The sequence below is a fragment of the Stenotrophomonas sp. ZAC14A_NAIMI4_1 genome, assembly GCF_003086915.1.
In the GTDB taxonomy this organism is placed as follows: Bacteria; Pseudomonadota; Gammaproteobacteria; order Xanthomonadales; family Xanthomonadaceae; genus Stenotrophomonas.
In genome coordinates this window covers 945211-959459 of sequence record NZ_CP026002.1, presented here as the reverse complement: position 1 = coordinate 959459, position 14249 = coordinate 945211, and the positions used below count along the sequence as shown (strand labels likewise).

Below are 14249 nucleotides of genomic sequence, written 5' to 3'. Positions count from 1 at the left end.
CTGCGATGACCGTCCTCAACAGCCAGCTGCAACCGGGCAGCGACACCTTCGAAAGCAACCGCGCCGCCATGCAGGCCGTGGTTGATGACCTGCACGCCACGCTGGCGCGCACCGCGCTGGGCGGCAACGAGGCCGCGCGCGCCAAGCACACCGCACGCGGCAAGCTGCTGGTGCGCGACCGCATCGATGCCCTGCTCGACCCCGGCAGCGCCTTCCTGGAAATCGCGCCGCTGGCTGCGCACGGCATGTACGAAGACGCCGTGCCCGCCGCCGGCGTGGTGGCCGGCATCGGCCGGGTCAGTGGCGTCGAATGCGTGATCGTGGCCAACGATGCCACGGTCAAGGGCGGCACCTACTACCCGATGACGGTGAAGAAGCACCTGCGCGCGCAGGAGATCGCCGAGCAGAACCACCTGCCGTGCATCTACCTGGTCGATTCCGGTGGTGCTTTCCTGCCGCTGCAGGACGAGGTCTTCCCCGACCGCGATCATTTCGGCCGCATCTTCTACAACCAGGCCAACCTGTCCGCGCAGGGCATCCCGCAGATCGCCTGCGTGATGGGCAGCTGCACCGCCGGCGGCGCCTATGTGCCGGCGATGAGCGATGAAACGGTGATCGTGCGCGAGCAGGGCACGATCTTCCTCGGCGGCCCGCCGCTGGTGAAGGCGGCCACCGGTGAAGTGGTGACGGCCGAGGAACTGGGCGGTGCCGACGTGCACACGCGCATTTCCGGCGTGGCCGACCATATGGCCGACAACGACCTGCAGGCGCTGGCGCGGGTGCGCGCGATCATCGCCCAGCTGAACTGGCGCAAGCCGGAACCGGCGATGGCGGTGCAGCCTTCCGAGGAACCGCTGCTGCCGGCGCACGACCTGTACGGCGTGATCCCGGCCGATACGCGCAAGCCCTACGACGTGCGCGAAGTGATCGCACGCCTGGTGGACGGCTCGCGCTTCGATGAGTTCAAGCCGCGCTACGGCGCCACGCTGGTCACCGGCTTTGCGCATCTGAACGGCTATCCGATCGGCATCATCGCCAACAACGGCATCCTGTTCTCCGAGTCCGCGCTGAAGGGCGCGCACTTCATCGAGCTGTGCACCCAGCGCAACATCCCGCTGGTGTTCCTGCAGAACATCACCGGCTTCATGGTCGGCCGCAAGTACGAACAGGGCGGCATCGCCAAGGACGGGGCCAAGCTGGTGATGGCCGTGGCCTGCGCCAAGGTGCCCAAGTTCACCGTGGTCATCGGCGGTTCGTTCGGTGCCGGCAACTACGGCATGTGCGGCCGCGCGTATTCGCCCAACTTCCTGTGGATGTGGCCGAATGCACGCATCGGCGTGATGGGCGGCGAACAGGCGGCCAGCGTGCTGGCCACGGTCAAGCGCGATGGCATCGAAGCCAAGGGCGGGCAGTGGCCTACCGCGGAAGAAGATGCCTTCAAGGCGCCGATCCGCGACCAGTTCGAACAGCAGGGCCATCCCTACTACGCCAGCGCGCGCCTGTGGGATGACGGCGTGATCGATCCGGTCGACACCCGCCGTGTCCTGGCCCTGGCCCTGTCGGCCAGCCTCAACGCCGCCCCGCAGCAGACGCGCTTCGGCGTGTTCCGCATGTGACCCGTGCCATGACCGAGCAAGCTCCCATGAAGCCCGTTGCCATGTTCACCAAAGTACTGATCGCCAACCGCGGCGAGATCGCCTGCCGCGTCATCGCCACCTGCCGCCGCCTGGGCATCGCCACCGTGGCGGTGTATTCCGATGCCGACCGCAACGCGCGCCACGTGCGCCTGGCCGACGAGGCCATCCACATCGGTGCGGCCGCCGCGCGCGAAAGCTACCTGCGCGGCGACGTGCTGCTGGACGCCGCGCGCCGCAGCGGTGCGCAGGCCATCCACCCCGGCTACGGCTTCCTCTCCGAGAACGCCGATTTCGCCGATGCCTGTGCCGCCGCCGGCATCACCTTCATCGGCCCGCCGGCCAGCGCCATCCGCGCGATGGGCGACAAGAGCGCGGCCAAGGCCCTGATGGCCAAGGCCGGTGTACCACTGACCCCGGGCTACCACGGTGACCAGCAGGAGCCCGCGTTCCTGCGCGCGCAGGCCGATGCCATCGGCTACCCGGTGCTGATCAAGGCCAGCGCCGGTGGCGGTGGCAAGGGCATGCGCAAGGTCGAACGCAGCGAGGACTTCGTCGATGCGCTGGCCAGCTGCCAGCGCGAGGCCGCCTCGGCCTTCGGCAACGACCACGTGCTGGTGGAAAAGTACGTCGAGCGCCCGCGCCACATCGAGATCCAGGTGTTCGGCGATTCCCACGGGGATGCGGTGTACCTGTTCGAGCGCGACTGCTCGGTGCAGCGCCGCCACCAGAAGGTGCTGGAAGAAGCCCCGGCACCGGGCATGAGCGCCGAGCGTCGTGCGGCGATGGGCAAGGCCGCGGTCGATGCCGCGCGCGCGGTGGGCTACGTCGGTGCGGGCACGGTGGAGTTCATCGCCGGCCCGGACGGCGATTTCTATTTCATGGAAATGAACACCCGCCTGCAGGTCGAACACCCGGTGACCGAGTACATCACCGGTACCGACCTGGTGGAATGGCAGCTGCGCGTGGCCGCTGGCCTGCCGATGCCGCTGCGCCAGGAACAACTGGCCATCCACGGCCACGCCATCGAAGCGCGCCTGTACGCCGAAGATGCCGACCGTGGCTTCCTGCCGTCCACCGGCACCCTGCGCCGCCTGCGCCTGCCGACGCCCTCGGCGAACGTGCGCGTGGATACCGGCGTGGAGGAAGGCGACAGCATCACCCCGTACTACGACCCGATGATTGCCAAGCTGATCGTCTGGGACGTGGACCGCGAGGCCGCACTACGCCGCATGAGCCAGGCCCTGGCCGACTGCCAGGTGGTGGGCGTGACCACCAATGCCGGTTTCCTGCGCCGGCTGGTCAACACCGATTCGTTCGCGAACGCGAAGCTGGACACCGCGCTGATCGAGCGCGAACAGGCTGCACTGAACGCCGTGGGCGACAGCGATGATGCGCTGTGGCAACTGGCCGCCATCGCCGCCGTGGCCAGCACCGCGCGTGCGGGCAGCGATGCGCGCGATCCGCATTCGCCGTGGCAGGCACAGGATGGTTGGCGCCTGGGCGCAGCCGCGGCGCGCGTGCTGCCGCTGCAGCAGGGCGAGCGTACGCACACGCTGAAGGTGTGGCCGCAGGCCGACGGCTGGCGCGTGCAGCGCGACGAGGCTGCACCAGCCACGGTGCTCGGCAGCGCCGACGGCGACCGCCTGAGCGTGCAGCTGGACAGCCGCCGTTGGCAGCTGCAGCTGCTGCGCGAAGGCGACCAGCTGTATCTGTTCGGCGCCGATGGCCAGCACCGCTTCACCCTGCACGACCCGGTCGGTGAATCGGACAACGCCGTGGCCGACGCGGGCAGCCTGCTGGCACCGATGCCGGGCAAGATCGTGGCCACCCTGGTGGAAGCCGGTACGCAGGTGAAGCGCGGCACGCCGCTGGTGGTGCTGGAGGCGATGAAGATGGAGCACACCCTGCAGGCGCCGGCGGATGGCACGGTGAAGGGTTATCGCGCCAAGGCCGGTGACCAGGTGGGTGACGGTGCGGTACTGGTGGATTTCGAGGCGGGGTAAGCGTGGCTGGCCCGGCACTCAGCCGGGCCACACCACAGCGAGGGGATCCAGTTCCGGGGTGACCTGGGCGGCGCCCCTCCAGCCTGCACCACAGGCCAACAACGGTCCCTCCGCCAGGGGTTCCAGGCCAAGCGCCTGCTCGATATCCACTTCATTGATCGCGGCGGTGACATAGGCGCCCAGGCCCTGCTCGCCTGCAGCAGTGAACATCGCCTGCGAGATGTGCCCCAGATCCAGCAATGCGGCGCGGTAGGCCTTGGGATGGTTGCGGTATTTCCAGAAGGCGCGTGCATAGCGCACGGTCAGCAGAAGATGCACCGGCGCGTCTGCAAACCAGTGCTGGCCCGCCAGCAGGCGCTTGGCCAACCCTTCCATCGGTGGGCACGGCATCGCCACCAGCGCATGTTCAAGCGGTCGGTAGTGGTAGAGCCCTGGATCGATTCCGTCCACGCGCTGTACCAGCAGATAGGATTCAGCGGCATGCAGCGCGCCACCGGAGGGCACCGCCTTCTTCAGGAAGGCAACGCCGGGCTCGGCTTCCACGCGTGCATGCGCCATCACCGTGGCGGCCAGCAGCGCTGACAGCTGCGCTGGGCTGAGCGACCGCTGCGTGTCGAAATTGCGGCAGGTGACCCGCCGGTTGCCCGCAATGGCCTGGGTAGCAGGCCCCTGCGGCAGCGCGATGGGATCGCCATGACCGTGCTCGACGATCTCGGGTGCCGGCGGGCCCAGCTGCTCGCGCAGGTCGCGCGCAGTGAAAAGACGCCGCGCTTCCATCGCAGCGGCACTGTCTTCCCCTGACCAGCGCGACTGCCGGTGCAGCAGGGCGGCGGCGGGATACCAGTGCGCCTGCCGCTGTGCTTCATCGCGGGATCCCGGCTCGCCGGGTGCCGCTTCATCGACCAGAAGGCCCACGTCGATCAGCCGTGTCACATGCCCGCGATCTGGCTCGGCAAGCGTCGCCACGTCCCGCCAGCGCCCCGGGCTGACCCGTCCCAGCAGCGCTGCTTCCGCTTCATCCACCTGCACGGGCGCCTCCAGGTGCGGCGCCAGGGCCCACCACTGGACCACCTCGCGCAGGCCATCTCCGCCATCGGCCATCGCGGTGAGATCGAAGGACAGGCTCGCGCGTGGCTCCAGGAAAAGAATGCTGCAACGGCGAAAGCGCATGTCATGTACCGGAAAGCCCAAACAACTACAGTGGCGCAGGCCGCAAGGCAGGGCAATGCCTCAATTTTGCTGCAGGGCCGCCGATAGGATTTTCTACGTACTCCCACCCAGGCGCTTGATAGAAAATGACCGACACCAAGTCTCCGCTTTCAACTGAAGTCGCTTCCCGCCTGCTCGACCTGCTGGCGACCGACGATGACTTCCGGGCCCGCTTCCTGTCTGATCGCGAGGCGGCCCTGGCTTCCGTGGGCGCGGCGCCGGACCAGACGGGCGTCTACTGTGATCCGATCACCAAGCTGGCCAGCAAGGAAGCGTTTGCCGCAGCCCGCGATGCGCTGCTCGCCGACCTGACCGGAAAAGCGCTGTTCATGAATCCTCACTGCTTCATCGACGCCAAGGGCTGAGCAACCTTCGGGGCCGACCTGCTGGCCGGCCCTGTATCGAGGATGTTCCGGGTCTGCAGGCCATAGCTGCCTGCAACATCAGCGTAGGCCAGCCCGCGATGTGCCTGCAGCCACGCTGCCTCGCCCCGCTCTTTCGCCTCATCGCCCAGCATCGCGTACGCCTGCCGTTGCGACACATGCAGCGCAACCAGTGCCTCGTTCGTGTCCCAGGGCCGCAGTGCCTCCAGCGCTCGGGCCGGCTCGCCCGCCTGCATCAGCTGGCCGGCTTCCAGAATCGCAAGCATCTGCCGGGCGCGCGCATCATCAAGTGCGATGGCAACGCTGCGGTAGGTGGGCAGCCAGCGCTTGGCGACCCCCGGGTGACCTGCCCGCTGCGCCAGCCACGCCGCTGCCATCGCAGTGAACAGCCTCGATTCGCGTTCGACCGTGTCCTCGGGGCCCTGCACCTTCGCAGCGGCGGCGTCCCACTCTGCAGCAGAAGGCGCATCCCCGGCTGACCAGCGAACGTTCAAGTCGATCAGGGTGAACAGCTCGCAGAGCACCGGCTCTCCGCAGCGCTCCAGGCTTCCGGCTGACAGGGCCACTGCCTTGTCCCACTGGCCACGTTCTGCGGCGAACGTGATGCGCTCGATGCTGTTGGGCAGCGAGGGCGGAAGCTGCCCAAGCAGTGCCTCTGCACCATCAAGGTCGCCTTTGGCGGCCAGCGCTGCGGCCATCTGCCGGCTGCCCGCCCAGTCGCCCGTATGCGTGGCCGCCTGGAAGTAGAACATCGAGCGTTCCAGATCATCTTCGGCCAGGTACATGCGGCCGAGAAAATCCAGTGCCATGGCGCGTGCCGGATTCTGCGATGCCAGCAACGTCCGTGCAGCGTCGATCGCTTGCGCGTACTTGCCCTCGCTCGCCAGTGCATTGGCGTAGTTGGCACGCGCCCCGTAGTGATCCGGGTAGAGCGTGGAGAGGGCTTCCCAGCGGCGCGCGATGTCCTTGAAGGCCCCTCCGCTGAACTCCGTACCCCAGGCATCCATGTACAGGGCATCGCGGGGGCTCATGCGGTTGCGCAAGGCCATTGCCCGCTCGAAGAACGTGCGGGCCATCGCCATGTTGCCCTGGCTGTAGTGCACCCGCATGCTCCCTACATAGGCGAACGCAAACTGCGGGTCGATGCGCGCCGCCTGGTCGAAATGTTCCAGTGCCTCGCGGGTGCGGTGCTCGGCATAGGCTGACAGGCCCAGCGCATAGGCCCGCAGCGCATCCAGGTCACCCGTGGTGACTTCCGGCAGCGGACGCGAATCGTTCCTGATCGATGCCAGTGATTCACCCAGGCGCGCACGCATGGCCGATACCACCTGATCCGTGGACCCGAGCACGGACTGCAGGCCGCGGCCTTCGGCATGCTCCGAATAGACCGCGACCCCACTGACCGGATCGATGACCTGCAGCGCAACCTGCAGTTGGCCATGCACTTCCTGCACGGTGGGCAGCACGACGGCACGCGCGCCGTCGCGCAGCGCAATCTGGATCGCCAGGTCGCGATCGATGGCCGGGGCATCCTCGGCGCGCATGCGGCGCAGCGTGTCGCGGACCTTCAGGTCGCTCAGTACATTGACGTAGCGGGATTGTTCCAGGCTGATGCGCAGTGCCTGGTCCATGCCCTGCTCGAACAGCGGGTCGTTGGTCAGGTTCCGCACATCGGCGAGCACCACCCAGTCACGTTCGGCGAAGGCGATGGCAGGCTCGGGCCGCAACAGCGTCCACAGCATCGTTGCCACCAGGGCCAACGCCGCTACCTCGGCCAGCAGGGACGTCGGCCGCCGCCACAGCGGCAGGATCGGCCACGCCTTGGCGCTCCTGCGCGGGCGCCGCAGGGGTGCAGTCCCCTTGCGACCCAGTTCGACCACCTGCAGTTCGGCATCGCCGCCGCGGAAGCGCCAACGCCCGTGCGACTTCCAGACCCGTTCGGCACCCTCGGCTGGCAGCGCATCCTGCGACCGCCGGACCATCGATTCGGCCACCCCCGAAAGCAGCAACTGCCCCGGCCGCGCCATCTGCATCAACCTCGCCGCCAGTGGCTTGGCCAGGCCCTCCACTTCCACGGGCTTGGCACCCAGTGCGATGGCGTCGGTGCTGTTGGTCCAGATCATGATCTCGCCCACATGCAGGCCCGCGCGGCACAGCAGGCGAGCGCGATGGGGCGCACCCAGATCAAGCAGCCCCTGCTGGTAGTCCAGCGCGAAGCCGACCGCATCGGCAGGACGCTTGAAAATCATGAACAAGCCATCGGAGCGATCGATCTGCTGCCCGCGCCAACGCTGCTGCAGGGTCAGCACCAGGCGATCATGCTGCTGGAACAGTTCGGCGGCAGCGGCATCACCCAGCCGGTTCACGACGTGCAGCGAATCGCACAGATCAGTGAAAAGCAGTGCCCGCACCTGGGGCGTGTTGTCAGGGGTGGAGCCGATGGCATCCTTCATCGGTGGGGCTCGCCATTATCCTGCTGGAGGGTATGCAAATGCCCAACGCACGCAATCACCACCGTCGCGCTTGGCCTGGTACAGCGCGCGGTCGGCACGGCCGTACCACTCGCTCCAGTCGCCCTGCACGTCCAGCATCGTGGCACCGATGCTGGCCGGGGTGACGTGCGGGTTGCCATGGCTGCGTTCGAGCAGGCCATGCACCGCGCTGAGGATGAACTCGGCCGCGTGCTGGGCCGCCTCGCGGTCGGCGTGGCGCAGGATCAGGCAGAACTCATCGCCGCCCAGCCGGCAGGCCAGGTCGTGCTCGCCGGCCATCGAACGCAGGATGTTGCCCATGCTCTGCAGCACGCGGTCACCGGCCTGGTGGCCGTGGCGGTCGTTGACCTGCTTGAAGCGGTCGCAGTCGATCAGCAGCAGCGCCTGCGGCGCGCCATCGGGCTGGCTGCGGCAGTCCTGCAGGTACCGGGTCAGGCCACGGCGGTTGTGCAGGCCGGTCAGTTCATCGGTCTGCACCAGTTCGCGCGTGTGGGTGAGCTGGTGGGTGGTGATGTACAGGTTGTCCAGCGCGGTTTCCAGGTCGTGGTTGCGCCGGCGCAGCTGGCTGATCAGCACCTGTTCGTTGGACAGCATGCGCATGATCGTGCGGCGCAGGAAGTAGGCCACCAGCCCTGGATCGGATTCGACCAGGCAATGGAAATCGGCCGGGCCCAGTTCCAGCACCTGGCAATCGTCGATGGCACGGGCGCCGGCACTGCGCAGGTGGTCGCCCACCAGCAGGCCGAGTTCACCGAAGAACTCATGCCGCCCCAGGGTCTTGACCACCAGGTCCTCGCCGAAATCCAGTTCGATCCGGCCTTCCACGATGACGTACATGCGTTCGCCACGATGGCCGCGATGGAACAGCCACTGCCCGGCCTCGACCCGGGAGAGCCGCGCGAACCGCGCGAACAGGGCGACTTCCGCGTCCGACAACACGGCGTGCACGATCTCGGCCATCGCCACCTGGGCGATACCGGTTGTCATGTCGATGTTCTCGGCCGCACCCCTGCCGGTCATTCCCCGCCGCCAGCGTCCCCTGGTGAGGAGCGGAGCATAGCAGTGAATCAAACTGTGCGCGTCTTCTCATTTTTCATGAAGACACCACGATCGGGCCCGAACAGGCGGGCAACCCGCATTCATGAGGGCAGTTGCCGCGCGCGGGCGGCGCCCGGATACAACGACGCCGGCAGGTCCCCCGACCTGCCGGCGTCGTCTGGCCCTTCCCTGGCCACCCTGATGGGTCCGAGGGCCCGGGTAGAGTCGAGCTTGCTCGACTGTCCTGGCCTCGGGCGCGGTCACGTCAGTCGAGCAAGCTCGACTCTACGGGTCCGAGGTTGGCTCAGGCGGCGCGTTCGCTGCGGCCGCCGTGGAACTGCTCTTCTTCGGTCGAGCCGGTCAACGCGGTGGTCGAGGACTGGCCCTGCTGGATGGCCTGGGTGACCGCATCGAAGTAGCCGGTGCCGACTTCGCGCTGGTGCTTGACCGCGGTGAAGCCACGCTCGGCCGCTTCGAACTCGGCTTCCTGCAGTTCCACGAACGCGCTCATCTGGCGGCGCGCGTAGCCGTGGGCCAGGTTGAACATGCCGTAGTTCAGCGCGTGGAAGCCGGCCAGGGTGATGAACTGGAACTTGTAGCCGTAGCTGCCCAGCTCGCGCTGGAACTTCGCAATCGTGGCGTCGTCCAGGTTCTTCTTCCAGTTGAAGCTGGGCGAACAGTTGTAGGCCAGCAGCTTGCCGGGGAACTTCGCATGGATCGCCTCGGCGAATTTCCGCGCGAACTCCAGGTCCGGCTTGCCGGTCTCGCACCACACCAGATCGGCATAGGGCGCGTAGGCCAGGCCGCGGCTGATGGCCTGGTCCAGGCCGTTGCGGGTCTTGTAGAAGCCTTCCACGGTGCGTTCGCCGGTGGTGAACGGCTGGTCGTTGCCGTCGATGTCGCTGGTCAGCAGGTCGGCGGCTTCGGCATCGGTGCGCGCCACCAGCAGGGTCGGCACGCCCAGCACGTCGGCGGCCAGGCGCGCGGCGTTGAGCTTCTCGATGGCCTCGCGGGTCGGCACCAGCACCTTGCCGCCCATGTGCCCGCACTTCTTCACCGAGGCCAGCTGGTCCTCGAAGTGCACGCCGGCGGCACCGGCTTCGATCATCGCCTTCATCAGCTCGAAGGCGTTGAGCACGCCGCCGAAACCGGCTTCGGCATCGGCCACGATGGGCTGCAGGAAGTCGATGTCATCCTTGCCTTCGGCGTGGTGCAGCTGGTCGGCGCGCAGCAGGGTGTTGTTGATGCGCTTGACCACCGCCGGCACCGAGTCGGCCGGGTACAGCGACTGGTCCGGGTACATCTGCCCGGCCAGGTTGGCATCGGCGGCCACCTGCCAGCCGGACAGGTAGATCGCCTTCAGCCCGGCCTTGACCTGCTGCATGGCCTGGTTGCCGGTCAGCGCGCCCAGCGCGTTGACGAACTCGCGCTCGTGCAGCGATTTCCACAGCTTTTCCGCGCCCAGGCGGGCCAGCGAATGCTCGATGTGGACGGTGCCACGCAGGCGCACCACGTCGGCGGCGCTGTAGTTGCGCTGGATGCCTTCCCAGCGCGGGTGGGTGTCCCAGTCGTGCTGGATCTGTTCGGCAGTGGGCAGGGTGCTCATGTCTTTCTCCAGTTCGGTGTTGTAGAGCCGGGCGCTGCCCGGCTGGGATGGATTCGGGGCAGCAAGGACGATGCGGTCAGTCGATGCGCGCGTAGGCCGGCAGGGTCAGGAAATCGGTCAGTTCGTCGTCGCGGCTCAGTTCGCCCAGCAGGGCGATGGCCTCGCCGATGCGGGCGCCGCCAGGCAGTGCGCGGGTATCGCCCAGCCGCGCCGGCAGCTGCGCCAGGGCGGTGTCGAGCAGCGGCAGATCGATGGCGGTACCGTCGTCCAGCTGCTGGCCCGGCGTGTGCAGCCACTGCCACAGCTGGCTGCGGCTGATCTCGGCGGTGGCCGCGTCTTCCATCAGGTGGTGGATCGGCACGCAGCCGTTGCCGTCCAGCCACGCGGCCAGGTAGCGCACGCAGACTTCGACATTGCCCTCGAAACCGGCACGGGTGATGCTGCCTGGCGGCCGCGCGATCAGTTCATCGCGGCCCACCCGCACGTCCTGGCGCAGCACCTGGTGCTGGTTGGCGGTGGGCATGTGCTCGTCGAAGATGGCCATCGCCACCGGGATCAGCGCCGGGTGCGCGACCCAGGTGCCGTCGTGGCCAGCGCTCACCTCGCGCAGCTTGTCGGCACGCACCCGGGCCATGGCCTGTTCGTTGGCGGCGGCATCGCTGTTGATCGGGATCTGCGCGGCCATGCCGCCCATCGCATGCGCGCCGCGGCGGTGGCAGGTCTGGATCAGCAGTTCCGAATAGGCCTTCAGGAACGGCTGGGTCATGGTCACCTGGCCGCGCTCGGGCAGCACGCGGTCGGCGTGGCGGCGGAAGGTCTTCAGGTAGGAAAAGATGTAGTCCCAGCGCCCGCAGTTCAGGCCGACGATGCGCTCGCTCAGGGCGTGCAGGATCTCGTCCATCTCGAACACCGCCGGCAGCGTTTCGATGAGCACGGTCACCTTGATCTGGCCGTGCGGCAGGCCGAGCATGCCTTCGATGTGCGACAGCGCGGTCTCCCACAGGGCGGCCTCTTCCATGTTCTGCAGCTTGGGCAGGTAGAAGTACGGGCCGCGGTCCTTGGCCTGCAGCGCGCGCGCATTGTGGAAGGCGAACACCGCCGCATCGAACAGGCCGCCGGCGATGAACTGGCCATCGACGCGCACGTGCTTCTCGTCCAGGTGCCAGCCGCGCGGGCGCACGATCAGTACCGCCTGTTCCTCAAAGGGGCGCAGCGAGTAGTGCTTGCCCGGCTTGCCGTTGGCAGCCGGCGCAGTGAATTCCAGATCGCCGCGCACGGCAGCCGCCAGCGACTGCTGCCCGGCCAGCAGGTTGCGCCAGGTTGGCGAGGTGGAATCCTCGAAGTCGGCCATGAACACCTTGGCGCCGGAGTTCAGCGCGTTGATGACCATCTTCGGGTCGGTCGGGCCGGTGATCTCGACGCGGCGGTCCTGCAGTGCGGCCGGCAGCGGCGCCACGCGCCAGTCGCCGCTGCGGATGGCGGCGGTGTCTTCGCGGAAGTCCGGCAGGCCGCCCTGGTCGAAGAACGCCTGGCGCTCGCGGCGGGCCTGCAGCCGCGCCTGCCGGCCCGGTTCCACCGCCCGGTGCAGCGAGACCAGCAGCGCCAACAGCGGTGCCGGCAGCACGGTCTCCTGGCCGGCCACACGGGTCGCCAGAGCGATGCCGGGGGTGGCCTTGGCGGGGATGGAGGAAACGGCGGAAGCGACGGCGGACATGGGGCGACTCCAGCGGTGGGGGAACGCCCCCAAAGTGCCGCCCGGGCGGAGTATTTGGCAAAACAGTTTTTGCAATGTTGTACATAAGGTGTGCTAATACTTATGACGCCATGACCACGCGCAGCCCGCCAAGTCCGCGTTTTTCCTACAAATCCGACCGGCTGAAGCCGCTCCGGGCGTTCTGCCAGACGGTGCGCCTGGGCTCGGTCTCACGGGCCGCTGAGGCGCTTTTCGTCAGCCAGCCGGCGATCAGCCTGCAGCTGCAGGCACTGGAACGTGAGCTGGGGGTGCCGCTGTTCGAGCGCAGCGGGCGGCGCCTGGTGCCCAGCCGCGAGGGCCAGGTGCTGTATGAAATGGCGCAGCCGCTGGTGGAAAGCCTGGACGGGCTGGAAGCGCGCTTCCGCGACAAGGTGCGCGGGCTGGATGCGGGCGAGCTGAACATCGCCGCCAACAGTTCGACCATCCTGTACCTGCTGCCGAAGATCGTCGAACGCTTCCGCCTGCACCACCCGGACGTGCGCCTGACCCTGCACAACGCGATCAGTGCCGATGGCACCGACCTGCTGCGCGAGGACGCAGCCGACCTGGCGATCGGTTCGATGACCGACGTACCCGCAGACCTGACCTATGCGCCGGCCTACCGCTTCGAACAGGTGCTGATCGCGCCGCACGACCATCCGCTGGCCAGCGGCGGCGAGCTGGAACTGGCCGACATCGCGCGCTACCCGCTGGTGCTGCCGCCGAAGCGGCAGATCACCTACCGGCTGGTGGACCAGGTGTTCCAGCGCCACCGCATTGCCTACACCGTGGCGCTGGAAGTGGGCGGCTGGGAGGTGATCAAGCAGTACGTGGCGATGGGCATGGGCATTTCCATCGTGCCGGCGCTGTGCCTGCATGAGAGCGACCATGAGCGCTTGGCGGCGCGGTCGATGAAGCGCTGGTTCCCGGAGCGCAGTTACGGGGTGATCGTGCGACGGGGCAAAGCGTTGTCGGCGCAGGCGCGGGCGTTCATCGAGCTGATCCAGCCGGAGTTGTTCAGCCCGCGCGATTACGACCAGAGCGGGCATTCGGAAAGGTAGATCCACGCCATGCGTGGATGCCTTCGATCTACCGGGGTCAGAGCCCGCCGCTGCGCAACGGGATCTGACCCCACTTCCGACCCATTTCCGGCTGACGATGAATAAACTGGCCCCATGTCCATCGAACTCCGCCACCTGCGCTACTTCCTCGCCGTTGCCGATACGCTGCACTTCGGCCAGGCGGCCGAGCGGCTGGGCATGTCGCAGCCGCCGCTCAGCCAGCAGATCCGCCAGCTGGAGGAACTGATCGGGGCGCGCCTGTTCGTGCGCAGCCATCGCCGCGTGCAGCTCACTGCCGCCGGTGAGCTGCTGCAGGAACGTGCGCGGGCCATCGTGCAGCAGGTGGAAACGGCGGTGGACGAGGTGCAGCGCGCGCAGCGCGGTGAACAGGGCGAGCTGCATATCGGCCTGACCCGGGCCACGCCGCTGTCGCCGCAGATTCCGCGTTCGATCCTGCACTACCGCCAGCAGTACCCGCAGGTGCGCCTGCAGCTGAGCGAAATGAACACCCTGCAGCAGATCGATGCCCTGCTCGATGGCAGCCTGGACGTGGGCATCATCCGCAAGCGTGCGCTGCCGCCGGAACTGGTGGCGCACAGCCTGTTCGTCGATCCGCTGGCGTTGATCGTGCACGCCGACCACCCTGCCCTGCGCCGCCTGTCGAAGCAGGGCACGCTGGCGCTGCGCGATTTCGCCCAGGAGCCGTTCGTGGCGTTCCGCCGCAGTGCCGGGGCCGGCATCCATGACCACATGATCGCGCTGTGCGCAGCGGCGGGGTTCACCCCGCGCATCGTGCAGGAGGCCGGTGAGGCGTCGACGCTGATCAGCCTGGCAGCCGCCGGGCTGGGCGTGGCGGTGCTGCCCTCCTCGTGCGACCACATCCGGGTGGAGGGCGCACGCTTCGTGGCGCTGGCCGATGCCGGGGCGCATTCGGAAGTGCAGCTGGCCTGGCACCGCGAAGGGGTGACGCCGTTGATCCGCAATTTTGCCGGGTTGTTGCGCGGGGCGTTCGCCGAGGGGTGATGCGCCGCGCTGCGCGCTCGCCGGGCATGGCCCGGCGCTACCGCCGCATCACACAGGTAGCGCCG

At 67.9% G+C, this 14249-nt stretch carries 10 protein-coding genes; 5 read left to right on the top strand and 5 right to left on the bottom strand.

The features are described 5' to 3' along the window. Positions 1-5: 5 nt before the first annotated feature. Positions 6-1616: a carboxyl transferase domain-containing protein gene (locus tag C1926_RS04400; RefSeq protein ID WP_108758349.1), complete on the top strand. Its 1611-nt coding sequence runs from the start codon at positions 6-8 to the stop codon at positions 1614-1616. A 41-nt stretch (positions 1617-1657) separates the two neighbouring features. Further along, the gene (locus C1926_RS04395) at positions 1658-3640 is read left to right on the top strand and encodes an acetyl/propionyl/methylcrotonyl-CoA carboxylase subunit alpha (RefSeq protein WP_108758348.1); all 1983 of its coding nucleotides are present in this window, start codon (positions 1658-1660) and stop codon (positions 3638-3640) included. A gap of 18 nt (positions 3641-3658) precedes the next feature. Here the strand turns inward: C1926_RS04395 and C1926_RS04390 are convergent, their stop codons facing one another. Then, positions 3659-4810 (bottom strand): putative peptide maturation dehydrogenase, encoded by a 1152-nt coding sequence (locus C1926_RS04390; protein ID WP_108758347.1) that lies wholly within the window; start codon positions 4808-4810, stop codon positions 3659-3661. 125 nt (positions 4811-4935) lie between these two features. On the opposite strand from C1926_RS04390, the gene C1926_RS04385 reads away from it, so the two are divergent. Further along, positions 4936-5214: an NHLP-related RiPP peptide gene (locus C1926_RS04385; RefSeq protein ID WP_079224820.1), complete on the top strand. Its 279-nt coding sequence runs from the start codon at positions 4936-4938 to the stop codon at positions 5212-5214. On the opposite strand, the gene C1926_RS04380 is transcribed toward C1926_RS04385, so the two are convergent. From C1926_RS04380 to aceB, 4 genes are all read right to left on the bottom strand, one after another. After that, entirely contained in the window at positions 5187-7685 is a 2499-nt protein-coding gene (locus C1926_RS04380; RefSeq protein WP_108758346.1) for a putative peptide modification system cyclase, read from the bottom strand. The genes C1926_RS04385 and C1926_RS04380 overlap by 28 nt on opposite strands. Positions 7686-7700: 15 nt before the next feature. Continuing rightward, positions 7701-8744: a GGDEF domain-containing protein gene (locus C1926_RS04375; RefSeq protein WP_108758345.1), complete on the bottom strand. Its 1044-nt coding sequence runs from the start codon at positions 8742-8744 to the stop codon at positions 7701-7703. A gap of 322 nt (positions 8745-9066) precedes the next feature. Continuing rightward, positions 9067-10368, bottom strand: coding sequence for an isocitrate lyase (aceA, locus tag C1926_RS04370; RefSeq protein WP_108745712.1), 1302 nt, complete (start codon positions 10366-10368; stop codon positions 9067-9069). A gap of 76 nt (positions 10369-10444) precedes the next feature. Continuing rightward, a complete protein-coding gene (gene aceB, locus C1926_RS04365; RefSeq protein ID WP_108758344.1) occupies positions 10445-12082 on the bottom strand; it encodes a malate synthase A in 1638 nt (545 codons plus the stop codon). A 110-nt stretch (positions 12083-12192) separates the two neighbouring features. On the opposite strand from aceB, the gene C1926_RS04360 reads away from it, so the two are divergent. Both C1926_RS04360 and C1926_RS04355 read left to right on the top strand, forming a co-directional pair. Further along, positions 12193-13161, top strand: coding sequence for a LysR family transcriptional regulator (locus C1926_RS04360; protein WP_079224813.1), 969 nt, complete (start codon positions 12193-12195; stop codon positions 13159-13161). 114 nt (positions 13162-13275) lie between these two features. After that, positions 13276-14184, top strand: a complete 909-nt coding sequence (locus C1926_RS04355; RefSeq protein WP_079224812.1) for a LysR family transcriptional regulator — start codon at positions 13276-13278, stop codon at positions 14182-14184. Positions 14185-14249 lie beyond the last annotated feature (65 nt).

Bases quoted from the DNA above. Each gene is read 5' to 3' on its own strand.
- C1926_RS04400 (WP_108758349.1), top strand. From the start codon at position 6: ATGACCGTCCTCAACAGCCAGCTGCAACCGGGCAGCGACACCTTCGAA.
- C1926_RS04395 (WP_108758348.1), top strand. From the start codon at position 1,658: ATGTTCACCAAAGTACTGATCGCCAACCGCGGCGAGATCGCCTGCCGC.
- C1926_RS04390 (WP_108758347.1), bottom strand. From the start codon at position 4,810: ATGCGCTTTCGCCGTTGCAGCATTCTTTTCCTGGAGCCACGCGCGAGC.
- C1926_RS04385 (WP_079224820.1), top strand. From the start codon at position 4,936: ATGACCGACACCAAGTCTCCGCTTTCAACTGAAGTCGCTTCCCGCCTG.
- C1926_RS04380 (WP_108758346.1), bottom strand. From the start codon at position 7,685: ATGAAGGATGCCATCGGCTCCACCCCTGACAACACGCCCCAGGTGCGG.
- C1926_RS04375 (WP_108758345.1), bottom strand. From the start codon at position 8,744: ATGACCGGCAGGGGTGCGGCCGAGAACATCGACATGACAACCGGTATC.
- aceA (WP_108745712.1), bottom strand. From the start codon at position 10,368: ATGAGCACCCTGCCCACTGCCGAACAGATCCAGCACGACTGGGACACC.
- aceB (WP_108758344.1), bottom strand. From the start codon at position 12,082: ATGTCCGCCGTCGCTTCCGCCGTTTCCTCCATCCCCGCCAAGGCCACC.
- C1926_RS04360 (WP_079224813.1), top strand. From the start codon at position 12,193: ATGACCACGCGCAGCCCGCCAAGTCCGCGTTTTTCCTACAAATCCGAC.
- C1926_RS04355 (WP_079224812.1), top strand. From the start codon at position 13,276: ATGTCCATCGAACTCCGCCACCTGCGCTACTTCCTCGCCGTTGCCGAT.